Raw genomic sequence first — 22,549 nt, forward strand, 5'->3', positions numbered from 1 at the left:
TATTGATTAAGTCTCTAGCTTTTTCTTTTTGGTAAGATCAGTCATCAGGTTTTGATGCTGTGAATAGATTATAGCCAATAAGATCAAGAGGACACCCATCCATTGTAGAAGAGAGACATATTCTTTTAAAACGAGGACAGACATAATAACAGCTGTTGGCAATTCGGCAGCCCCGAGAATCGTCCCTAATCCTGTACCGATTTTGGGTACACCAACTGCAAATAAAATCGTCGGTAACACTAATCCAAAGAAACCTAATGGTAGAGCATAAAGCCACAGGCCCTCTTGTATCGCACCGCTTAAAAGAAAAGTCGGTGGAAACAGAATTAGCGTTAAGATCATCGCACCTGTGATAAATAAGAAACTTCTTGTCATTGGATGAACAGATAATGCTACTTTTCCACTTAAAAAAATAAACCATGCAAACGAAAATGCCGCAATTAACCCGTAAATGAGACCTGTAAATGTCAGTTCGCCAGTTAGTTGTAAAAGAGGTCCTGCTGCAAGTAATGTTCCAATGAAGATAATGGCTATTGATATTAATTTTGTTTTGGAAGGCCATTTACGATCAGTAACCGCTTCAATGAATACTCCAATCCAAGTAAACTGAAATAATAAAATGATGGCTAAGGAAGCGGGGATTGTTTCTAAAGCTAAATAGTAAAAAATCCCTGTTAAACTCGTTGTTGTTCCCGCACCAAGTAATAGGATGAAATGATTTCGTGATACTTTTTGTTTTCGAATAAATAAAAATAACAATAATAATAAAAACCACCCGACCAGAAATTGACTGCTGATGACTTCACGATGGATAAAACCTTGTTCATAGGCAAGTTTGACAAAGGTCGATAGTATTCCATAACTGCATGCTCCTATAAAAACGTATAACGAATATTTTAATTTCACTTGACTTAACTCCTTTTCATAACGGGTTAATCTTATCGAAGGCTGAAAAATTGATCAAGTAAAAAACTTCTTCTTAAGCTGAGTTATAAAAAGAAATTGTAGTGAAACTACTGAAAACTAGACCAAAAGTTATAATAAGCACTACTAACTATTGGAAAATAGTAGTTGTGTAGTAGTCAGAATTTTTGTAAACTATTAGTAATAAAACTATTTTACTACAGATTATATAAATTCGATGTAGGGTTATGAATGATTATTCATTCATTTCACTTCGACATAGTTAAGGGGGCACTTATATGTCAATCATAGATAAAAAAGTATATGCAAAAAGAAATAAATTAGTATCTAACCTCCTTTGGGGAGCATTCATTCTAGGGTTAATAAGTAATTTCATTAGTGACGTATCCTTGGTAGGAATTATTGCCTATACAATTACCGGTATGTCTCTATCTATCATTTTTTCAATCATGGCCTATAAAGAATGGCTGCCGTATTCCTTACAATATTATATTGCGGTTGGACTGGGAGTGTTAACTTTTGTCATGGGAGTAACCTCACCGAAACTATCGAATTACTTAATGGTTTACATAGGACTTGTATTTATTACGTTATTCCATAATTACCGATCGATTGCCTTATCTGGAGGGATTGGTTTATTGATAACAAATTATTTCTTCTTTACACTGAGAGACAGCATGTTTATTGGGCAAGAAAATAATATTCTTATTTCATTAAATGTATTTGTCATTATTATTACGGGGGTTTTAATTGCTCAAGCTCGTATTGGTGAAAATATGCAAAAAGATGTTCAAGCAAAAGGAGAAGAAGCATTACGAGGTAAACAAAAAGTCGATCAGTTGTTAGCAAAAGTGACGAATTCTGTAAACGTTATTTCAGAGTTTAGTCAACAAGTGAAAACGAATATTGAAGCTACACAAAAAGTTTCAACGGACTTAACTACAACTTTTTCTGAAGTGGCTAGAGGAGTAGAGGCACAAGCTTCAACTGTGAGTGATATTAATGAGTCGATGAGTGATAAGAACACTGCCGTTCAAAATGTCTCATCCCTAACACAATCTGCCAAGAACATTGCGAATGAAACGCTAAATCATACAAATAAAGGCAATGAGCAAGTCAATACGTTAAGTCGAACGATGGATAATGTTCAATCTGTTATTACTTCAGCAGCTGTTGTTATGAAGGACTTAAACGAACAAAGTCAAAAAATTAGTACAATCCTAACAACGATAAGCGATATCTCCAATCAAACAAACTTACTCGCACTTAATGCAGCGATCGAAGCAGCAAGAGCGGGTGAACATGGGCGAGGTTTTGTTGTTGTCGCAAATGAAGTAAAACGTTTAGCTGAAGATTCACAACGGTCGACAAAAGAAATTGAAACGATCTTACAAGACATTAAAACTAAAACTGAGAAAGTGACAGAAGAAGTTCAAAAAGGCGAAGAAATTGTTGGTGAAAGTTTAAAAGTAACGGAAGATACAGAAGTAAGCTTTAATGAAATTTTACGAAATACTGAAGAAGTGGTTTCGTTCAGTCAAAAATTAGAGGAAATGGTTCTCCTTCTAGAGAATGCTTCAAATAAGATTTCAGGTGAATTATCTGAAGTCACGAATGTGACCCAAGAGTCGAGTGCAATGGTTGAAGAAGTATTTGCAAGTGTAGAAGAGCAGCACCAATATATTGTTGAGATTATTGATAGTTTTAAAGAACTAGAAGGTTTAACAAAAGAATTAAATGCACTAGTCAATGAGTAAGAGAGAGGAGCTTTCCTTTCTCTTTAATTTTTTAGTTAGTTTTCGAACGGTCTATTGTGACTGCTTCCTCTTTACGTAAATCAAAGAATAACGAACATGTAGTTTGAGATCTTTCTTTTTTTGATAAAGTAGGTGCAGTTTCATATTTTATTCATAATTTCCTATTATTATATAACGGTGTTTGATTGCTGTATGTCTATTTTTTTTGTACTATTAGGAGTAGAGTTTATTACGAATAAGCTTAATGAGGGTGAACGATGAAAAATAACATAAAACAAAACGAAAATCTATTATTTGCAGCATGGGGAGTCTCATTAATTGCTACGATTGGCAGTTTATATTTTTCAGAAATACTCGGTTACATTCCGTGTGAACTCTGCTGGTATCAACGTATTTTCATGTATCCAATCGTCATCATACTAGGAATTGCTGTTGTGAAAAAGGATACGAAGCAAGCCTTATATTCTGCTGTATTCTCAGGGATTGGCTTAATCATTGCGTTTTATCATTATTTATTGCAAAAAGTACCAGCGATGACAGAACTTGATTCGTGCGGGCTGATTCCGTGTGCAGGTCAATATATTAATTGGTTCGGGTTTATTACGATTCCGTTTTTAGCTTTAGTTGGATTTACGATTATTTTTGTTATTAGCGTCGTTATTATAAAAACAAATCAGGGGAGATAGAAGCCGATGAAGAAAATCATTATTTTTTTAGTCGTAGTTGTCGGGATTTTTGCGGCTCTAGCAGTTGTCAATAATGCTTCAACGAGTAAAAAGGTTGAAGGAAATCCGTATGGAAAGTCTAATCTTAACCAGGCAACAATTAATCAATTAGATGATCCCAATTATCAAAATATTATTTTACCAGAAGAACTTAAATCGTCTTTAGAAGATGGGGAAAGTATGACGGTGTACTTTTATCAGCCAACATGTCCTGCATGTTTAGAGGCATCTCCAATTATTGTACCGATGACTGCGGACATGGGAATAGATTTAAAACTATATAACCTTCTTGAGTTTAATGAAGGTTGGTCAGGGCACAATATCCAATCAACACCGACGATTGTTCATTATGAGAATGGACAAGAACTTGGAAGAGTGGAAGGTTTATATTCAGAAGAAGAATATCGTTCTTGGTTTGAGCAAGTAAAGGCTTTAAACTAAGGTAAATCAGGGGAGACTAACAGTAGACGTTAGTCTCTTTTTATTGATTTCACAAACTCATCACAAATGTATGATACTTTAAAACGAAGAAACGATTACTGTATAAAATAGGTGATGAAAATGAAGGGAAAATTAATTATAGCTGTTTTGCTATTCTTGTTTGTTTTAACAGGCTGTCAACAATTTCACCTGTCACTTCCTGACAAACAACCGCTCGTAATGGTGACACATCTAAAGGATAAAAAGCTTAGTTTTATTGATTTGGAGTCGTACGAGGTGGTTTATTCGGAAGAGTTTCCATTTGAAATTCACTCACTTGAAGCGATCAGACCGAATCAAGTGGCTATTGCCGGGAAGCTGGAGGATGAAGTATTACTAGTAGATTTACATTCAGGAAAAATAGAAACGTTACTTGAATTTGGTCATGGAATCACGAGTATGAACGTGGATGCGCAAGAACAACTATTATATATTACAGACGCGAAAGGGCATCAATTACATGTCTATCAGTTAGAAAATAAACAAAAGCTCGTCTCAATAGATGTTGAGACGAATCCAATTCAAGCTAATTTAGATGATAATGGAGAATTTATTTTTATCCTTAGTAGTGGTGAGACACCGACGATAACAGTTATTAATCGTTTAAATAACGAAGTGGAACTAACCTTTCCTGTGTTAGAATTACCAACCGATTTATTTTTTGACGGGCAATATCTATGGGTTGCAGGTCATGGTCACTTTACGAATTGGAATGAAAGCATTGTGGCGTATGACCCGTTTACAGGGGAAAGAGTGAAAGAAGTTCATGTAGGTTTAATGCCAATCTTTATTTATGATGATGCGGTAGGAGATCACTTTTACGTATTATGTCATGGGTCTAGTGATTTGTACGCCATTGATCGTAACACATATGAAGTTATAGAACGGGTTGTGGTCGGCGATAACCCGCATTATATGAGTGCCACGTTACAACACCTTTTTGTTACAGGCTTAGATGGTAATGTGTTATCAGTTATTGATCGTCATACTTATGAAGTGATAACGGAAATTGAATTAGCTGCTGGACCATTTGGAGTTGCTATAGGAGCGGTTGAAAATGATTAAAAAAACAATATTAGTGGTCGATGATGAAAAAGAATTAGTCGAGTTAGTTTCTTCTTACTTAATAAAGGAAAACTATCACGTATTAAAAGCTCATGATGGGACCGATATATTTCCGATTTTACAGCGAGAAAAAGTAGATTTAATTGTTTTGGACGTTATGATGCCGACGATGGACGGTTATACAGCATGCGAAAAAATAAGGGGAAAATGGACAATGCCAATTATTATGCTAACGGCAAAAGGCGGTGAAATGGATCGCGTTCAAGGGTTAAAAATTGGAGCAGATGATTATGTTGTTAAGCCTTTTAGCCCTAAAGAACTAGTAGCTAGAATTGAAGCACAACTTCGCCGGATAGAACTAACGACGAAAAAGACTTCTGTTATACGATTTGGAGGTCTTGAAATTGACACTGAAGGAAGAACCGTTATGGCAGATGAACAAAAAGTGACATTGACGAGAAAAGAGTATGATTTACTTTTATATCTCATTGAACATGAAAAGATGGTATTTAGTCGGGAACAAATTCATGATTTCGTCTGGGGAATGGATTACGAAAAAGGAACTTTTCGCACCGTGGATACCCATATTAAAACACTGCGTATTAAATTAGGGAAGTATGGAAATTGGCTTAAAACGGTTTGGGGTGTTGGATACAAATTTGAAGGAGACAATGAATGAAGAAGGGCGGGTTAAAGCAACGGATATGGATGTCCTTTATTCTGCTCATTTCTTTAACTATAATAGCGATTTTTGTATTGACGTATTTTTTATACGAAAAGTTTTATGTTGAAAAACAGATCTCGTTATTACAACATCACGGACAAGCTGTTGCTTCACAATATGATCAGTTTTCAGAGGATGAACTAATCGAACAAATCGCCTGGCTGGATACTGTGTTAGAAGCGAATGTTATTTATACGAAAGATCGAATGTTACTAAGTGGTGGACTTCCATTTGAAATTGAAATTGAAGAAACATTAATTACGTTTGAAGAGCGTCAAGTGTTATTAGAAGGTGAAACACTTATACTCATCCGGGAACACCCTAGGTTTGCTCAAGATATAGTAGCAGTAGTTATTCCTATTCAGGGCATCAACGGACTAGAAGCGGCCCTCTTTTTATATATGCCTTTAGCTGCAGTTTACGAGCCTTTTGAGTCGATCCGCTTTATACTCATTGGATTAGTGATTTTCACACTCATTTTTATTAGCGTTGTTACTAGGAAAATTACAGGTTTTTTTATTCATCCGATTGAACAAATGATGGAAGTCACTAACAAAATGGCAGATGGTGATTTTTCTAAGCGTGCAAATATTAATAGAAAAGATGAACTTGGCCAATTAGCTACGTCTATTAATCGAATGTCGTATTCACTTGAACAAGTAGAATCGAAGCGAAGAGAGTTCCTATCTAATGTTTCACATGAACTGCGAACACCGATTAGTTATATGAAAGGTTATACAGAAGCGTTTGAAGAAGAGATGATATCACAAGAAAAATATATTGATACAATGAAAAAAGAGACTGCCTATATTGGTAGGCTTGTACATGATTTGTTAGATTTAGCACAACTAGAAGGTGACTCCTATCCAATAAAAAAAGTACCGCTACCTTTTGCGCAACTTATTGAAGATGTGGTCCAAAAGTTTGAATGGAATGCTAAAGAAAAGAAGATAAATCTTAAGAAGAAATTAGATGAAGAAATTATCGTTGAAGGTGACGAGGACCGTTTAGCTCAAGTCATCTCTAATGTGTTAAATAATGCAATACGCTATAGTAAGGAACATGGGGTAATTAATGTTGTTCTGTCTACAATTAACAATGAAGCCCTACTTGTAATTGCCGATGAAGGGGAAGGAATCCCTAAAGAGGATGTAGAGAAAATTACTGAACGGTTTTATCGTGTGAATAAAGGTCGGACTCGTAATGATGGAGGAACAGGTTTAGGGCTCGCAATTGTTCAACAAATTGTGAAATTACATGATGGCAGACTAACGATCCAATCAGAAGTCGGAAAAGGTACAGCTGTTTCTATCACCATCCCACTATTTGAACTTGAATAATCACTGATAAACACAGGTAAAATACAGTGTCTAATTAAATGTTCAAAGATTTTTTTGAGAGATTTCAAAGTTTTATCACAAATTCAATATAACGTAAAAGGAAGAAGTTGCAGTAATCTAAAAGTCTTTATAATATAGAAGGAGATATTAAAATGAAAAAGAAGTTAAGTATTATTGGTTCAGTTTTGCTATTAGGGCTTATGACAGCCTGTGGTCAAGCAGAGGATGATGGACAAGCTAATGTGGTTGGTGGTCCATGCGAAAACCCGCTTGTTCCGATTGAAGTTGATTTTATGTGGGATCCAGAAACGATTAATAGTGATGAAATCATTCAATTCACTGCTCATGTAACCCACGATGGATTTGATGTAGAACAGGCAGATGATGTTCAATTTGAAATATGGGAACATGCGAATCCGGACTACCACCATATGTTAGAAACTGAAAATCAAGGAGACGGTTTATACACATTAGACTGGACGTTCCCAGAAGAAGGCGTATATTATGCTTATTATCATGTAACAGCATGCGCGATGCACCGTATGGAAAAGCAGAAGGTTGTTGTAGGAGATGTTGATGTAGAAGCGATTACAGCTCAACCCGATATAGTAACCACTAAAATGGAAGGTCACGGGGAGCATGGAGACGATGGTGAACATCAAGATCACGAAGACCATGAAGGCCACGAGGACCATGGACACGATCATCACAATGACGATGATGAAGAAGATGAACATAACCACTAAAATCATATAGAGAGTTTTCAAAAGCTTGGAGAAGGAGTATATTCTCTAAGCTTTTTTATGTTTTTGGTATCTGGAACCTTTCTACTAGAAATCGTCAATTGTTTGGTCATTATTTTATTGAATTTATTGTTTGGACTATTTTCTTAGGTAAGATTAGTTTATTATATGGTTAAATAGGCTCCTTTGGACGTTACTTTTTTACTATATATTATGGTATGATTTAGTTGTTTACTATACTTAGATTTTTATTATTTAAATGTGTTGTATCTAGTTCTAGAACTGATGTTTATATAACAAAACTTCGTTAGACTAATATATTGAGGTGAAGATAGTCTTGAGTAATTCAGAATACTTAGATGTATTTATCGATGAGAGCCAAGAACACTTACAGTCATTAAATGACAACTTACTATTATTAGAGAATGAACCTGGCAATTTAGCTATTGTTGGGGAGATTTTTCGCTCTGCACATACGTTAAAAGGTATGGCAGCGACGATGGGTTATGAAGATTTAGCTCATTTAACACATAGTATGGAAAATGTACTAGATTTAATAAGAAACCAAAAACTTGAAGCGACAACAGCTGTACTAGATGTTGTCTTTGCAGCAGTAGATGATCTAGAAGCCATGGTTAATGATATCGCTTCAGGTGGAACAGGTAAGCGTGATGTTACAAATGTAACAGAATTACTAGACCAAATTGAAAAAGGTGGTGCACTTTCACAAGTTGCGGCTACTGTAGAAATGACAAATGTTGTTGAGGCTGAAGAAGGAACAGTCACAGCAGCTTTTGATGTATCCTATGATCAGTTTGAACTGACGGTTCTGACGCAATCGCAAGAACAAGGCTATCAATCCTTTCAAGTAAAAATTTCTTTAGATGAGCGAACGATGCTGAAAGCTGCTCGTGTGTTCATGGTGTTTGAAGTACTTGAACAAGTCGGTGAAATCATTAAATCGAATCCAAGTGCAGAAGACCTAGAAGAAGAAAAATTTGACTTAGAATTTGTCGTCACATTCATCTCTAAAATTAATGCAGACGAAATTATGAAGCGAGTAAATAAAGTTTCAGAAATTGTTGATGTACAAGTTCATCAATTAAATTTGGACGATTTAAAGAGAGCATCTTCTGAAAAAGAAGCTGGCGAAGTTAAAGCAGAAGCTGAAATAATCGATAAGCAAGAAGATGTCCAACAGGCACAAGAAACGCCTGCCGAAGATAAAACGAAAAAGAATGGAAGAAAATCGGGCACTGACGGAAATAAGACCATTCGAGTTAATATTGAGCGACTCGATGTTTTAATGAACTTATTTGAAGAACTAGTTATTGATCGCGGTCGTCTAGAACAAATAGCTAGTGATTTAAAAAATAATGAGTTGAATGAAACAGTTGAAAGAATGTCTCGAATTTCTGGTGATCTTCAGGAAATCATTTTGAATATGAGAATGATGCCAGTCGAGCAAGTGTTTAACCGCTTCCCGCGTATGGTTCGCAGCTTATCGAAAGATTTAAATAAAAAAGTTAATCTTCAAATCCTTGGTGCTGAAACAGAGCTTGATCGAACGATTATCGATGAAATTGGGGACCCACTCGTGCATTTAATCCGTAATTCGATTGACCACGGGATCGAAACTCCAGAAAAACGACGTGAATTAGGTAAACCAGAAGAAGGAACGGTCATCCTTAAAGCGTATCATAGTGGAAACAATGTGTTTATTGAGATTGAAGACGATGGAGCCGGTATTAATCGTGATAAAGTTTTAAACAAAGCACTGACTAATGGTGTCGTTACTGAAGAAGAAGCAAGTAAAATGACAGATCAGCAAATCTATGGTCTTTTATTTAGAGCTGGTTTCAGTACAGCTGATAAAGTGACCGATGTTTCAGGGCGAGGTGTAGGTCTTGATGTCGTTAGGTCCACTTTTGAATCATTAGGCGGAGTAGTCACCGTTGATTCAACTCTAGGTAAAGGATCTGTTTTCTCCATCCAATTACCGTTAACACTTTCTATTATTGATGTTATGTTAATCGAAGTCAGCGATGAAAAATATGCAATCCCGCTGTCTTCGATTGTGGAGACAGCAATTGTCAACAAAAAAGAAGTGTATAGTGCACATAATCAAAAAGTGATTGACTTCCGTGGGAAGGTAGTACCACTCGTATTCCTTAAGGATATTTTTGAAGTACCTGTAGAAAAAGAGGAAGAGGAAGAGTTTTATTCTTTAGTTATTGTTCATAAAGGCGATAAAATTGCAGGACTTGTTGTTGACTCTTTAATTGGACAACATGATATTGTACTTAAGTCACTAGGAAACTATCTGACAAATGTATTTGCAATTTCAGGTGCAACTATTCTTGGAAATGGTCAAGTAGCTTTAATCGTGGATACAAATGCACTAATTAAGTAATTACAAGGATGGGAGGCAAACCCTAATGTCTGTTGAAAGTGCAGTAGGAAATGAATTAAAAGTCATTGTTTTTCAGTTAAAAGATGAGGAATATGCGATTGAAGTAGACTATATTCAATCGATTGAGAGAATGCAACCCGTAACGCGTATTCCTAGAACATTACATTTTATTACAGGTGTTATGAATTTACGTGGGGTTATAACTCCGATTATCGACTTAAGAAAGCGCTTCGGTATTGAACCGAAAAAATCAGATGATGCTACGCGAATTCTAGTCATCTCTAAAGATGATATTGAAATTGGTTTTATTGTAGACGGGGCTAATGATGTGATCGATATTCCTATCGAGAAAATCGAACCGACTCCTGAAGTAGTTGGCGGTTTAGAAGCTGACTATTTAAGGGGAGTCGTAAAGCTTGAAAACCGATTATTTACATTATTAAATATAGATAAAGTAATTGCTAGTGTTGATATTTTAAGCAAGGAAAAATAGTGTGAGGTGTTAAGATGACTTCTGTTTTAGTTGTAGATGATGCTGCTTTTATGAGAATGATGATTAAAGATATTTTATCTAAAAATGATTTCAATATTGTCGGTGAAGCGGCAAATGGTCAAGAAGCAGTAGAAAAGTACAAAGAGTTAAATCCTGATATTGTAACAATGGATATAACAATGCCTGAAAAAGACGGTATTGAAGCGTTGCGTGACATCAAAAGGATTAATCCAAATGCTAAAGTAATTATGTGTTCTGCGATGGGGCAACAAGCTATGGTTATCGATGCGATTCAATCAGGTGCCAAAGACTTTATCGTTAAGCCGTTTCAAGCAGATCGTGTAATTGAAGCACTGCAAAAAGTTGCGAACTCATAGTACCAATTAGAAGGAAAGTACTACCAATAAAAGAAGCTGCCATCGGAAGGGATGCAGCTTCTTTTATTATTATAAAAAATACTATGCGCGTGTAACTTAAGGACTTTTAGAGTTAATAACTTTTTTGAAACCCTCTAATTCTTGTGACGTGCCTAATACAATTAACAGATCTCCTGATTTAAAGCAAAAGTCAGATTTAGGATTGCCAAAGAAATCTCTTTCACGTTTTACAGCCACAATTGTAATACCGTATGTTCCTCTAACGTTCAATTCCGCAATTGATTGATTTAGAAAAAGTGAAGAGGAGCCTAATAAAACTTCTTCAACGTTATATTCATTTTCATGATCATGAAATACCGTTTCAATATATTCAATGCTGATTGGTTTCAATAAAGACATGGCGAGCTTTTGGCCGCCGATGCTCGCTGTGTTAATTACTTTGTCTGCACCGGCGCGATATAACTTCGCTTCAGATTCTTGTTTATTTGTTCGACAAATCACTTGTACGTTTGGGTTAAGTCCTTTAGCTGTTAATGTAATAAATACATTGTCTGCATCATTGGGAAGCGTAGCTATTAATCCTTTAGCATGGTGGATTCTCGCATCTAGTAAAGTTTGATCTTCTCTGCTATCCCCTTTGATAAATATTTTTCCATGTTCAAGCTCCTGTTCAATCTTATCGTCCATTTCAATGAGAACAAAATCAATCCCAACGTGTTCTAGTTGTTTAGCTACTTGTATGCCGACACGACCGTATCCGCAAATGATAATATGGTCTTTCAGTTTTGATAACTTTTTTTCCATCTTTCGCTTACCTACTTTATTAAATATTTTCCCTTCAATAACAAATGCTGCAATAACTGCAAGTATGTAAGTTGCTAGGCCGATCCCAATCGGAATGATAATAAAAGTAATAATTTTACCACCTGGAGTTTCTGGTGAGATATCGCCATAACCAATCGTTAGTAAGGAGACTACCGTTAACCACAGCGCATCGTAGAAATGAAGTCTTTCTGTTAACATAAATCCTACCGCACCAATGAGTGTTACAATAGTCATTAAGAGCAGTGAATAAATTACGTTTTTTTTCAACATAAAAAAATGACTCACTTTCACTAAGATAAACAAATTATACTATTAAAAAAGTCTTAGTTTATAATTGAATTTGAAAGTTTTAGAAACAAATTGTGCATGGAAGTTGCTGGTTTAAAAGGCGTGATAAAAACAGAGCGATATGATGTTTTTATTAGATCTTCTAGGAGGAATAAAGGAGAAATATTTATTTATAAAATTTTTATTTGTGTGGTTGACAGCTAGTCTGACTTCATGTAACATCTACAAAGTAATTGAATAATGTTCCTCGTTAGGTGAGGCTCCTGTACGGAGATACGCTGCTGCCCAAAAATGTCTAAAGACGCCAATGGGTCAACAGGAACCATCGAAATAAGGTGGTTTTTAATGTAGCTGGTCAATGACCTATGCCGTACAGTGCTAAAGCTCTACGATTGAAGGAATGGTAATGAACATTTTTTTGGTATGCTTATATAATAAGTATGCGCTAATTTATGTTGAATTTAACACCTTCTCTCGTAGAAGGTGTTTTTTATTTTATATTACCAAATACATAAAAAAACGGGAGGTGTTGTGGAATGGATAGTAGTCCCGAACCTGATTCGACAAATTGTGGTTTATTAATACAGACAAAAGGAATAATACAAGAAATAGGGAGAGCCCCACTTCACTCCCGAGTAGAAGTTTGGTGGAATTAGTTCTCCTCACAAGGAGGAAACGACCGTGGTTAGACTAAACGAACAAACACGAGAAGAATACGTAAATCATATTCTTCAAGTTTTAAAAGAAAATGACAAAGAGCAATTTAGAGAGGCATTTCTTGAATTACATCCAACAGATCAAATGGATATATTCACTAACTTAGAGAAAGACCAACGCGAACTAGTTTATGCCTATCTTTCAGCGGCTGAATTTGCTGAGGTATTCCAAGAGTTAGAAATTGATGATCAAAAAAGAATTGCACTTGAATTAGATGATGACTTCATTGCAGAAATGTTTAACAACATGTATGCCGATGATGTAGCGGATTACCTTGCTGAAATTAAAGATGCTAAGGCTAAGGCCATCTTAAGTGCAATGGATAAAGAAGATGCAGATGACGTAAAAGAACTATTATCTTATCCACCAGAAACCGCTGGTGCGATTATGACAAAAGAATATATCGCAATTAAAGCGACACAAACAGCAGCTGAAGTAGTTCAACTTCTACGTGAACAAGGTCCTGATGCTGAAACGGTTTATTATTTGTATGTCGTTGATGAGAAAGATAAATTAGTTGGGGTAATTTCGCTTCGTGACCTGATTATTGCACCAACCAATGAAAAAATTGAAAACATTATGAGTTCACGTGTTGTTTCGGTTGAAGCACATATGGACCAAGAAGAAGTAGCAAAGTTAATTAAGAAGTATGATTTTCTTGCTGCTCCTGTAGTTACAAGTACTAGCGAGTTAATTGGTATCGTCACAGTCGATGATGTTATGGACGTTCTAGAGGATGAAGCAACTGAGGATTTAGGTGAAATTTCTGCAGTTAGAGGTGCAACCGATGTTAATGTAACTGCATTTACTGCAGCTAAAAAACGTTCACCTTGGATTATTTTATTAATGTTTTTTGGTCTTATTACAGCTGGTGTAATTGGTCAGTTTGAAGAAACGTTAGAGGAAATTGTTTTATTAGCAGTATTCATTCCGTTAATTATGGACTCGGCTGGGAACACTGGTACACAGTCACTAGCAGTTATGGTTCGTGCATTAGCTACAGGCGCTCTTGAAAAGAAAGGTCTTTGGTCAACCATCAAGCGTGAATTCGGTACAGGATTAATGCTAGGTTTAATTTGTGCCGTTGTTTTAATGGTATTAGTCCCATTCATTTATGGAAGTTTTATGCTAGCGTTTATCGTAGGTATTTCACTATTCTTTACATTAAGTGTTTCAACAATTATCGGGGCAGTTGTTCCTGTAATTATTAATAAATTAAAATTAGACCCAGCGATTGCGTCAGGTCCATTTATTACAACAGTAAACGATATTTTAGGTTTACTTATTTACTTCTCAATCGCAACATCTTTAATTAATTATCTATAATAAAAAACACGGTGCCAGGCACCTTTAGCGAACTAAAGGTGCCTGGCACCGGTGTATGTATAGAAATAAAGAGCAAAATTTAAAAGTTGGGAGGTAGGTGTTGATGGTGCTGCCGTATGAAGTATTTATTAAATTGTCTATTGCGCTTTTGCTTGGACTTCTAATAGGAATTGATCGACAACTTAAGCATAAACCTCTTGGATTAAAGACAAGCATGGTCATCTGTGTTGCTAGTTGCCTTATTACCATCGTATCGGTTGAATCGTTCCATCGTTATGCAACACCTACTTTTAACACTATGGATCCAATGCGACTAGCAGCGCAAATTGTTAGTGGTGTCGGTTTTTTAGGTGCCGGTGTCATCTTAAGAAGAAGTAATGATGTCATTTCTGGTTTAACGACAGCTGCTATGATTTGGGCAGCGTCGGGTTTAGGAATTGCAATCGGTGCAGGTTTTTATGCGGAAGCCTTTTATGTAGTGATTCTCCTCATTGCAGCCGTTAATATTTTGCCTCTATTTGTTAAGCGGTTAGGACCAAGCACATTGAGCAAACGCGATGTCGCTGTTAAAATTGTGATGGAACCAAACATGAAAATGACAGAGCTCCTACAAGCGATTGAACGAAAAGGAGATAGCTTAAAGCAACAAAAAAAATATGAAATTGATATCCGAAATATTAAAATTAGAGACTTAGAAAATGGAAATCAACAAATTGATTTAACGATTTCAGCGCCAGAAAAGCAATACACGACTGAAATTTACTATTTATTTAAAAAAATCGATCATGTGTTAACTGTCGATGTGGAACATTTGTAAAGAAAACTCGCAGATTGGCGAGCCTTTAAGCGAAGACAAGGCGTAGTTGCACTTATACTTAATTGTTTACAACGTCGAATATACGTTCTTTGCTTCCAATTTATCATTTCTTAATGTGTAAAAAATAAGCCTCTGTGAGGGGAGGTACCTATCTGGTGATGCTTAATTTAAAAAACCGCGAAGAGTATACGTTTTATTTGCACTTATATTTAAAACAAGAAAAGAAAGAAGAATTCCGAAGAGATTTTCTGTCGCTGCATCCAACCGATCAAATTGAAATTTTTCAAGAATTTAGTGAGATAAAACGGCACGTAGTCTACGACTATTTATCTATAAAAGAGTTTTCAAATATTTTTGTTGGGTTGCCTGTGAAACAACAAAAAATTGTCATTTCAGAGTTTGATGAACATCGGGTTCCTACTTTGTTGGAGGAATTATCAGCAGATGATGTAACGGATTTCTTAAGCGAAATACCTGAACATATAGCCAATTACTTCCTTGATCGGATGAATAAAAACGATGCCGATAACATTAAAAGGTTATTGTCTTATCATGATGATACTGCAGGTTCTTTAATGACAACAGAATTTATTACCGCATTAGAAGTGGAAACAGCTGAAAATGTTATGCAAAGGTTAAGAACCGAAGCAAAAGATGCGGAAACGATTTATTACATTTACGTCACTGATGAGAAGAGGGTCTTAAAAGGAGTTCTTTCTTTAAGAGAAATGATCCTAGCTGAACCGGAACAAGCTGTAGCAGATATCATGAAAAAGCAATTTATTTCTGTTGTACCTACTACGGATCAAGAACATGTTGCTGAAATTATTAAAGACTATGATTTAATTGCGGTACCTGTCGTTACAGAAAAAGATGTCATTTTAGGAATTGTAACCGTAGATGATGTAATGGATATAGTTGAAGAAGAAACAACAGAAGATATTGAGGATTTAATGGCTACGAGGGGTTCGGTGGATATTGAAGTAAGTCCTCTAGTCGCTGCCAAACGCCGTTTACCTTGGTTAATCATCTTAATGATCCTTGGTATTGGTACAGCAAGTATTATCGGTCAATTTGAAAGTACCCTCGCTGAGATGGCCATTTTAGCGATATTTATTCCTCTAATAGCAGATATGGGAGGAAATACAGGAACTCAATCTTTAGCAGTTGTCGTTAGAAGTATTGCACTTGGGAGTTTAGAACAACATAATGTTTTTCGTAAATTGCTTAAAAGAGAAGCAGTAACAGGTCTGTTGATGGGCTTTACATGTGGTATCATTGCATTTTTTATCGCCTTACTTTTTGATATTAGTGGAATGTATTTTGGAATAATTGTAGGCATTTCATTGTTTTGTACGATCGTTATTTCAACGATAACAGGAACGACTATTCCTTGGATCGTTCATCGTTTTAAAGTAGATCCAGCTGTTGCTTCAGGTCCATTTATTACAACTATCAATGATATTGTTGGGTTGTTCATCTATTTCTCAATCGCAAGTTTGATGCTTCAATATTTGTAATTAGGAAAAAGAAAGAGGTGGTGCGACGCACCATCTCTTTTTGTAGCTTTATCCGAAGGAAGATCGTAGCAAAGGGTATTGGCTATGATTTTCCTATATATCTCCTCAAGAGTGCACAAACCCGGTGTATTGGTTAACGAAGTCTCCTAGATTTTTGCTTAACAGCGCACTAATCCAGTGTATTGCAACGGGATTACCTAAATCTATTTGCATCAACCACCAGCATGGCTAAATACACAAAATTGAATATCTGCCCAACTGGTTAACAGCGCCAAATGATGTTGAGTGAAATGGGAGATTTTCCTTCAGCCTTATTGTAAACTCTCAGCATCTACTTTAATTACCCCATTTAACGATTTGATCGCATAGTATATATCTGTCGTATAAAATTTTTTATGGGCAGTTACAATACAAGTGATAATTAGATCGTCTGCTTCTTCTTTTATCTTTACTTGCTTTATTCCAAAACTTTTTGCTTTAATTTCCTTTAGCAGTGTTGTTAAATCTGTTGTTTCTTTGATGTACAGCTTTACTTTGATTTCTTTTTCATTTAGCTTTTTCGGACCGAGCTTATTAAAGAAATAAGGAATTACTTTCATGCCTAAAATAATAAAAAATACGCCAGTAAGAGCTTCGAAATAAAACCCTGCCCCAATCGTTATCCCTAACGCTGCTGAGGCAAGGACTAATGCAGCTGTAGTTAGTCCTGAAATGGCTTCATTACTTCGGCGCAGTATGACACCAGCACCCAAAAAACCGATCCCACTAATTATATAAGAAGGAATACGACCGGGGTCCATAGGGCGTGAATATTCCTTAGAATATAAGAACGCAGATTCAAAAGATACTACGGTAAGTAAACAAGATATTACAGAGACAATTAGACATGTCTTTAAGCCTAACGGTTTACCTTTTAGTTCTCGTTCCAAACCAATAACTAATCCAGCTATAGCAGCAAAACTTAACTTAATAAGTATCTCAAAATTAAATTCAGTGAGTAATATCCTCTTCACCTCCCCTAATCTTTTAAAAACTAACTATTATATAAATAATATAAAATATGAAAAAATATATGACTTTCCACTAAAAAAAGTCTCATTAATCATTCCTGATCCTCACTAAATTTGCACAAAAAAAGAACGAGCGAATTTATACTGTTCGCTCGTTCTAAATATTAATTAAACTTTCGTAGGGACAAGTATTAATGGGCAAGGGGTTAAATGAGAAACGCTATAACTAACACTTCCTAAGGCTTGCCCAACAACAGGTCCCATACCACGGGTTCCCATTATAATGGCTTCTGCCTGTTGTTCTTTTGCTTCACTGGTAATTTCAATCGAGGGCAGTCCGACTCGAATTTTGGTTTCGTACAAGATATTTTCATCCTTAAGAATAGGTTCGACTTTCTGAAAAATTCGGTTCGCTTCACCTTCTTGAATATTAATCAGCTCTTTTTCTGAAAGCAAAAGAGCTGTGGCTTCGTTATACTTGGGTTGGACATTTAATAATAGTAGATTAGAATTAAATGCTTTTGCTGTTTTTACAGCGTAATGAACAGCTTCAAGTGCAAATGCAGAGCCGTCTACAGGTACAATAATTATGTTTTTGTCCACGTTAGAAACCCCTTTTCCAACATTATGATGATTTAAGTTTATCATAATTAAATAATTTTCAAGCTCGCATTTGTGAACAATTTACTTCACTCCGTTTGCAAAGCAGTTTGTAATGTATTCTGTTACTTGATTTTTTAAGTTGACATTTAAATAATGGTTTTGCCCTTCATATCCCCGACAAAAATAGTTGTAATGTGAAAAGGTTCCATCATTTTTTCCCGGATGAACCCGTAATTCATTTTGCTTCATATAACGCTTAATCACTCCTAATTCTTTACTGAGTTGATCAAGTACAGTCGTTGTAAGTGTTAGGTATGAAGGTTGGAGCTTCAATGGTAATGCTTTGAGTCGCTCTAAATCTTTTTCTAACGCTTTTCGTGCAATTGTTAATAGCACATAATGATGTATCGCTTTTTGTTCTTCTGTAGTAATCATCATAAGCTATCAAACTCCATTCTAAGAACATTTGTTTGTATACATTATATGCAAACGAATGTTCCTTTACAACTATTAATTTCTGGATACAAAAAACCGAGGATGCAAAATTGATCCCTCGGTTTTTTAATGTAATTTATTTTTTAAATCCTGCAGACGCTGTTCAGCTCGGTAAACATCCATTTGTAATTGAGTAATCATTCTTAAATTAGCATCCATACTCCCTTGTTTCCGCAAGTATCCGAATACAATAGGTTTGTGATGTTTTAATAGTGACATTATTTCGATTGTTGGTAATGAATGTTTGGGATCTTTTGTACGTAAAAAATAACGAATAAATTTTAAAAAATCTGGTACAGATGCTCGAGTGTCAGGAGCTTGTTTGATGAGGTCTTCAAATTTGTTAATGCTGTCTAATAAACCTTTTGGCGGGTTCATGATGATCACTCCTTATAACCTTTTTCATTATAGACAGAAGACATGAATAATGAAAGAAAAACAATTTGGTAATCAAACTAATTTATGTTCAAATGCTTAAGAAAATTGCCACTTGACGGTTTGACCTTTAAAATGAAAGTATACAGCTATGAGGGAGGCGTAATTTAATAATGAAAGTTTTATTATCAGGCTTTGAGCCATTTGGAGAGTTTAAAGTAAATCCTACGTTGGAGATGGTAAAAGAAGTTCAAGAACTAGGTGTTGAGGGAGTAGAAATAGAAATAATCGGTTTACCAGTTGTATATGGAACATGTGTAGATCAACTCTTAGCTAAAATTGAAGAAGTTAACCCTGATGTTGTTCTGTCTTGTGGTCTTGCGTTTGGACGAGCTTCAATTACTCCAGAACGAATTGGAATTAATATCCAAGATACTGCAGGGGAGGGCGATAAAGGAGATAATCAGGGAGATAAACCGGTAGACCGCCCGATTATTACGGATGGTCCCGATGGATTGTTTACGACGCTGCCCATCAGACTAATGGTAGAACGATTAGTTCAAGAAGGGATCCCAGCACAAATTTCAAATACAGCAGGTACTTATATTTGTAATAATACATTATATGGAATTTTACATCATATGAATAAGAAACAAATTCAGATAAAAGCTGGTTTTGTTCACTTTCCTGCCACTCCAGACATGGTCGTTAACCGCCCGAATGTTCCAAGTATGTCGATGAGTGAACAAATAAGAGGTTTAGCACTAATGATTGAAGCGATACGAGACAATTCACAAACAAACTAACTGAATATAATCGTTTTCTTCGCACTCTATTAAAGTACTGATGCACTGTTGCATTGGATATATAGAGTGCTTTTATTTTTCTGTAAAATGGGCTTATTTTAATCATCAGATAGGTTTAGGGGTGAATAAACTAGGGAAAACAGAATGTAATACCAATGAAAATAAGGATTAGATAAAATTGGTCAAAATTGGACATTAAAAATGTTTGAATTATTTGAAAATTTAATGTAAAATAACAAAAAGGGGGTAACTTCTATGAACAAATTTGCCATTGATAAAAAGCTTATGAAACAATTAGCCGCGATTCGTAATAAGAAGAAGCCTTCAGAAGAAATTCTGAATTCCCTGTATGCCCAAGCGATGCTTGAATATTCCATATACGAGTATCAGAAAAATGCAATTTGTAACCAAATTGATGAGGCGTTAGTGGAAAAGGATGAAAAAAGATTTTTCGTATTATCAACACATTATAATGAGTTGTTGGATCGTTATCGTCCAGGGAAAACGTTGTTTGAAAAAGGGTATGAACTAAATATTCAATTTGTTGATTAATGATAGCAGAGTGTCTTGGGCACTCTGCTTTTTTTGTTTTTTTAATTATTTACTTGTGGTGGGGTAGCTACTGAGAGAGTAAGAGTCAATATGAAGTTAAATCGACTGTAGTATCTTTTCAATTCCTCGGCGCGCGCCGGAAATATTTCTGGCGACAGGTCCAATTTCAAGTTCAGAAAGAGCACCCATGGCATACAACCCTTCATCCCATTGTAAAGAATTAGATAATATCGGATATCCACATGCGGCACATCGGAGCTGACGTTCTTCAATCGTTGTACTCAGCCATTCAATACCAGGCGGTGATTGATGAAAACCAGTTGCAAGAAGAATATGTTCACTTTTAACTGTATCACCAGACAGTAACTTAACTTCATTCATGAAGTCGTTTATTTGCAGGTCCTCAACTTCACCACGTAAAAAAGAGAGTGCACCACTTTTAATTTGCTTACTAACTTTTGCTTTTAGGTCAAGGGGTAATGAACCTCGATGTCTAGCTTGACGTATCATTTCTCGTCGCTTGTCATAACTTGAAACGGCTTGGAAGCTTCTCATTAATTTGGGACCGAGCCATCCTGGGTCCGAGTCAAACTGGTGAACTCGAAGGGAATGTCTTGAAATTTGAGTCACGTTTCCTGGAAGATGACGACTCCATTTGATGGAAGCATGAGCAGCTGTAATTCCGCCACCGACAATCATTAAGGATTTAATAGTTTTTGGTATCGGATGTTCACGGTCAAACACATGTGAAATAGAGGCACCGTTTTCCTTAGCTGTAATCGCCCACTCAGGCCAAAATGGATGTTCGCTTAATCCAATGGCTAATATTACATTTTTGCTTGCGAACTGTTGCCCGTCTTTAAGAACAACTTGCCAATTCTGGCTGTCTTTCTTTAATTGAACGACTCTGCCTTGAATCCAACTATTATAAAGATTTGTTTCTTTAAATAGATGATCACAGTGAGTGTTAAAAAGCTGTATACCAGGTCGATCATATGGCTTATAGAAAGCAGCGAACGGCTTTCCGCTTGACGTTTTCGAAAACTTTTCGAGGTCAAAATGAGCGGGGGCCAGATGATGGATCGACGGGGAACGTAAATAAGGCATTTCAATAGTTGATGTACAATGATGCCACATCGATAATGGCTTTTCATTTGGATCAATTATGGCTAGGTTTTCAATTGCAACTTTCTTCTGTTTTAAGAGATAAACAGCTGCAGTACAACCTTGAATACCTCCACCGATAATTAGCCAGTCAAACATGATGTAACCTCCAAAACTATAATCGTAATCATTACTATTTAATATACAAAAATACTGTTTATTATGCAATGTATTCTTTTATGATGGTCAAGAATATGGTACACTATAAATCGTAACAATTACGTTTTGTTTTAAGGTAAATAATTTTAGTAATAGTGAGGAGAAAGTGATGATCTTATCAGATAAGACGATAAATGAAATGTTAAACAAAGGAGAGCTTTCAATAGAGCCTTTAGTGGATGGACAAGTGCAACCCGCTTCTGTAGACATTCGTTTAGGAACACACTTTTTAAAAATTGATGAAAATGCCATCGAATCAATATCACTTGATAAAGAAGCGAAGTATATTGAATTTGAAAGCGATGAAGTTGTCATTCCACCAAACTCATTTCTATTAGCAACAACGAAAGAATATATAAAGCTTCCAAATCATGTAACCGCATTTGTAGAAGGGCGAAGTTCCATTGGAAGGATGGGGTTATTCATTCAAAATGCCGGCTGGGTTGACCCAGGATTTGAAGGTGAAATTACTTTAGAGCTATATAATGCCAATCGACTTCCTATAAAATTGAAGTCTGGTCGTCGAATTTGTCAACTTGTTTTTGCACTAATGGATCAAGAAGCCAAAACCCCATATCAAGGAAAATACCAAGGACAACGTCAAGCTGTAGGAAGTCGAATATATAAAGATATCGATTAGCGCTATTCAAAAACAGCGGGCCAAAGACAGGCCTGCTGTTTTCGTTTCTAGTTGTCGCAGAGTTCACTGGATGTGGCTCTATAATAAGTTAGTATCTTGCACATAATTTAGCTTCCTATGAGTCAAGTAAAATAGAGGAACTAGATTAAAGTACAGTATTTTGTTGTTTTCCTAGCTAGAGTGGGGCGTCCCAACTCAACGGTTACTTGTT

At 35.9% G+C, this 22,549-nt stretch carries 23 protein-coding genes and 1 riboswitch; of the genes, 16 read left to right on the top strand and 7 right to left on the bottom strand.

The features are described from left to right. Positions 1-6 precede the first annotated feature (6 nt). Entirely contained in the window at positions 7-906 is a 900-nt protein-coding gene (locus AC2VNP_RS15995; RefSeq protein WP_486918290.1) for an EamA family transporter, read from the bottom strand. Between the two features lie 296 nt (positions 907-1,202). Between AC2VNP_RS15995 and AC2VNP_RS16000 the strand changes: the two genes are divergently transcribed. From AC2VNP_RS16000 to AC2VNP_RS16045, 10 genes are all read left to right on the top strand, one after another. Then, complete coding sequence (locus AC2VNP_RS16000) at positions 1,203-2,681, top strand: methyl-accepting chemotaxis protein (RefSeq protein ID WP_486918291.1); 1,479 nt, start codon at positions 1,203-1,205, stop codon at positions 2,679-2,681. Positions 2,682-2,938: 257 nt separating this feature from the next. After that, positions 2,939-3,367 (top strand): disulfide oxidoreductase, encoded by a 429-nt coding sequence (locus AC2VNP_RS16005; RefSeq protein WP_486918292.1) that lies wholly within the window; start codon positions 2,939-2,941, stop codon positions 3,365-3,367. Positions 3,368-3,373: 6 nt separating this feature from the next. After that, on the top strand, positions 3,374-3,847 hold the full coding sequence (locus AC2VNP_RS16010) for a thioredoxin family protein (protein WP_486918293.1): 474 nt from the start codon (positions 3,374-3,376) through the stop codon (positions 3,845-3,847). Positions 3,848-3,967: 120 nt separating this feature from the next. Then, entirely contained in the window at positions 3,968-4,951 is a 984-nt protein-coding gene (locus AC2VNP_RS16015) for a YncE family protein (protein ID WP_486918294.1), read from the top strand. Next, a complete protein-coding gene (locus AC2VNP_RS16020) occupies positions 4,944-5,630 on the top strand; it encodes a response regulator transcription factor (RefSeq protein ID WP_486918295.1) in 687 nt (228 codons plus the stop codon). The genes AC2VNP_RS16015 and AC2VNP_RS16020 overlap by 8 nt, the downstream gene beginning before the upstream one ends. Next, positions 5,627-7,015, top strand: coding sequence for a sensor histidine kinase (locus tag AC2VNP_RS16025; RefSeq protein WP_486918296.1), 1,389 nt, complete (start codon positions 5,627-5,629; stop codon positions 7,013-7,015). The genes AC2VNP_RS16020 and AC2VNP_RS16025 overlap by 4 nt, the downstream gene beginning before the upstream one ends. A gap of 152 nt (positions 7,016-7,167) precedes the next feature. Beyond that, positions 7,168-7,761, top strand: coding sequence for a FixH family protein (locus AC2VNP_RS16030; RefSeq protein WP_486918297.1), 594 nt, complete (start codon positions 7,168-7,170; stop codon positions 7,759-7,761). A 334-nt stretch (positions 7,762-8,095) separates the two neighbouring features. Continuing rightward, positions 8,096-10,171, top strand: coding sequence for a chemotaxis protein CheW (locus AC2VNP_RS16035; protein ID WP_486918298.1), 2,076 nt, complete (start codon positions 8,096-8,098; stop codon positions 10,169-10,171). A 25-nt stretch (positions 10,172-10,196) separates the two neighbouring features. Further along, entirely contained in the window at positions 10,197-10,664 is a 468-nt protein-coding gene (locus AC2VNP_RS16040) for a chemotaxis protein CheW (RefSeq protein ID WP_486918299.1), read from the top strand. A gap of 14 nt (positions 10,665-10,678) precedes the next feature. Further along, entirely contained in the window at positions 10,679-11,041 is a 363-nt protein-coding gene (locus tag AC2VNP_RS16045) for a response regulator (protein WP_486918300.1), read from the top strand. A 96-nt stretch (positions 11,042-11,137) separates the two neighbouring features. Here AC2VNP_RS16045 and AC2VNP_RS16050 read toward each other — a convergent pair whose 3' ends face one another. Beyond that, a complete protein-coding gene (locus AC2VNP_RS16050) occupies positions 11,138-12,136 on the bottom strand; it encodes a potassium channel family protein (RefSeq protein WP_486918301.1) in 999 nt (332 codons plus the stop codon). A 257-nt stretch (positions 12,137-12,393) separates the two neighbouring features. Further along, positions 12,394-12,558: riboswitch (M-box (ykoK) riboswitch) on the top strand. Between the two features lie 277 nt (positions 12,559-12,835). Here AC2VNP_RS16050 and mgtE (AC2VNP_RS16055) point away from each other — a divergent pair. From mgtE (AC2VNP_RS16055) to mgtE (AC2VNP_RS16065), 3 genes are all read left to right on the top strand, one after another. Continuing rightward, positions 12,836-14,197 (top strand): magnesium transporter, encoded by a 1,362-nt coding sequence (gene mgtE, locus AC2VNP_RS16055; protein ID WP_486918302.1) that lies wholly within the window; start codon positions 12,836-12,838, stop codon positions 14,195-14,197. A 103-nt stretch (positions 14,198-14,300) separates the two neighbouring features. After that, on the top strand, positions 14,301-15,014 hold the full coding sequence (locus AC2VNP_RS16060) for an MgtC/SapB family protein (RefSeq protein WP_486918303.1): 714 nt from the start codon (positions 14,301-14,303) through the stop codon (positions 15,012-15,014). 158 nt (positions 15,015-15,172) lie between these two features. Further along, complete coding sequence (gene mgtE, locus AC2VNP_RS16065; protein WP_486918871.1) at positions 15,173-16,534, top strand: magnesium transporter; 1,362 nt, start codon at positions 15,173-15,175, stop codon at positions 16,532-16,534. Positions 16,535-16,845: 311 nt separating this feature from the next. Here the strand turns inward: mgtE (AC2VNP_RS16065) and AC2VNP_RS16070 are convergent, their stop codons facing one another. From AC2VNP_RS16070 to AC2VNP_RS16085, 4 genes are all read right to left on the bottom strand, one after another. After that, positions 16,846-17,547: an MgtC/SapB family protein gene (locus tag AC2VNP_RS16070; RefSeq protein WP_486918304.1), complete on the bottom strand. Its 702-nt coding sequence runs from the start codon at positions 17,545-17,547 to the stop codon at positions 16,846-16,848. Positions 17,548-17,712: 165 nt separating this feature from the next. Further along, positions 17,713-18,147, bottom strand: coding sequence for a universal stress protein (locus AC2VNP_RS16075; RefSeq protein ID WP_486918305.1), 435 nt, complete (start codon positions 18,145-18,147; stop codon positions 17,713-17,715). An 81-nt stretch (positions 18,148-18,228) separates the two neighbouring features. Then, positions 18,229-18,585: a YhjD family protein gene (locus AC2VNP_RS16080; protein ID WP_486918306.1), complete on the bottom strand. Its 357-nt coding sequence runs from the start codon at positions 18,583-18,585 to the stop codon at positions 18,229-18,231. Between the two features lie 123 nt (positions 18,586-18,708). Further along, on the bottom strand, positions 18,709-19,020 hold the full coding sequence (locus tag AC2VNP_RS16085) for a hypothetical protein (RefSeq protein ID WP_486918307.1): 312 nt from the start codon (positions 19,018-19,020) through the stop codon (positions 18,709-18,711). A gap of 170 nt (positions 19,021-19,190) precedes the next feature. Between AC2VNP_RS16085 and pcp the strand changes: the two genes are divergently transcribed. Next, entirely contained in the window at positions 19,191-19,823 is a 633-nt protein-coding gene (gene pcp / locus AC2VNP_RS16090) for a pyroglutamyl-peptidase I (RefSeq protein ID WP_486918308.1), read from the top strand. A 255-nt stretch (positions 19,824-20,078) separates the two neighbouring features. Then, positions 20,079-20,375 carry an IDEAL domain-containing protein gene (locus AC2VNP_RS16095; RefSeq protein WP_486918309.1) on the top strand — a complete coding sequence of 99 codons (297 nt, stop codon included), beginning with the start codon at positions 20,079-20,081 and terminating at the stop codon, positions 20,373-20,375. 96 nt (positions 20,376-20,471) lie between these two features. Here AC2VNP_RS16095 and AC2VNP_RS16100 read toward each other — a convergent pair whose 3' ends face one another. Beyond that, positions 20,472-21,638 carry an FAD/NAD(P)-binding protein gene (locus tag AC2VNP_RS16100; protein WP_486918310.1) on the bottom strand — a complete coding sequence of 389 codons (1,167 nt, stop codon included), beginning with the start codon at positions 21,636-21,638 and terminating at the stop codon, positions 20,472-20,474. Positions 21,639-21,807: 169 nt separating this feature from the next. On the opposite strand from AC2VNP_RS16100, the gene dcd reads away from it, so the two are divergent. Beyond that, the gene (gene dcd, locus AC2VNP_RS16105; protein ID WP_486918311.1) at positions 21,808-22,338 is read left to right on the top strand and encodes a dCTP deaminase; all 531 of its coding nucleotides are present in this window, start codon (positions 21,808-21,810) and stop codon (positions 22,336-22,338) included. The last annotated feature ends 211 nt before the right edge of the window (positions 22,339-22,549 follow it).

Source organism: Alkalihalobacterium sp. TH-98, from assembly GCF_057473385.1.

Coding starts and splice junctions, on each gene's coding strand:
- AC2VNP_RS16085 (WP_486918307.1), bottom strand. CDS start 19,020: ATGAACCCGCCAAAAGGTTTATTAGACAGCATTAACAAATTTGAAGAC.
- AC2VNP_RS16050 (WP_486918301.1), bottom strand. CDS start 12,136: ATGTTGAAAAAAAACGTAATTTATTCACTGCTCTTAATGACTATTGTA.
- AC2VNP_RS16025 (WP_486918296.1), top strand. CDS start 5,627: ATGAAGAAGGGCGGGTTAAAGCAACGGATATGGATGTCCTTTATTCTG.
- AC2VNP_RS16045 (WP_486918300.1), top strand. CDS start 10,679: ATGACTTCTGTTTTAGTTGTAGATGATGCTGCTTTTATGAGAATGATG.
- AC2VNP_RS16020 (WP_486918295.1), top strand. CDS start 4,944: ATGATTAAAAAAACAATATTAGTGGTCGATGATGAAAAAGAATTAGTC.
- AC2VNP_RS16095 (WP_486918309.1), top strand. CDS start 20,079: ATGAACAAATTTGCCATTGATAAAAAGCTTATGAAACAATTAGCCGCG.
- AC2VNP_RS16100 (WP_486918310.1), bottom strand. CDS start 21,638: ATGTTTGACTGGCTAATTATCGGTGGAGGTATTCAAGGTTGTACTGCA.
- pcp (WP_486918308.1), top strand. CDS start 19,191: ATGAAAGTTTTATTATCAGGCTTTGAGCCATTTGGAGAGTTTAAAGTA.
- AC2VNP_RS16080 (WP_486918306.1), bottom strand. CDS start 18,585: ATGATGATTACTACAGAAGAACAAAAAGCGATACATCATTATGTGCTA.
- AC2VNP_RS16030 (WP_486918297.1), top strand. CDS start 7,168: ATGAAAAAGAAGTTAAGTATTATTGGTTCAGTTTTGCTATTAGGGCTT.
- AC2VNP_RS16005 (WP_486918292.1), top strand. CDS start 2,939: ATGAAAAATAACATAAAACAAAACGAAAATCTATTATTTGCAGCATGG.
- mgtE (WP_486918871.1), top strand. CDS start 15,173: ATGCTTAATTTAAAAAACCGCGAAGAGTATACGTTTTATTTGCACTTA.
- AC2VNP_RS16000 (WP_486918291.1), top strand. CDS start 1,203: ATGTCAATCATAGATAAAAAAGTATATGCAAAAAGAAATAAATTAGTA.
- AC2VNP_RS16060 (WP_486918303.1), top strand. CDS start 14,301: ATGGTGCTGCCGTATGAAGTATTTATTAAATTGTCTATTGCGCTTTTG.
- AC2VNP_RS16010 (WP_486918293.1), top strand. CDS start 3,374: ATGAAGAAAATCATTATTTTTTTAGTCGTAGTTGTCGGGATTTTTGCG.
- AC2VNP_RS16015 (WP_486918294.1), top strand. CDS start 3,968: ATGAAGGGAAAATTAATTATAGCTGTTTTGCTATTCTTGTTTGTTTTA.
- AC2VNP_RS16040 (WP_486918299.1), top strand. CDS start 10,197: ATGTCTGTTGAAAGTGCAGTAGGAAATGAATTAAAAGTCATTGTTTTT.
- dcd (WP_486918311.1), top strand. CDS start 21,808: ATGATCTTATCAGATAAGACGATAAATGAAATGTTAAACAAAGGAGAG.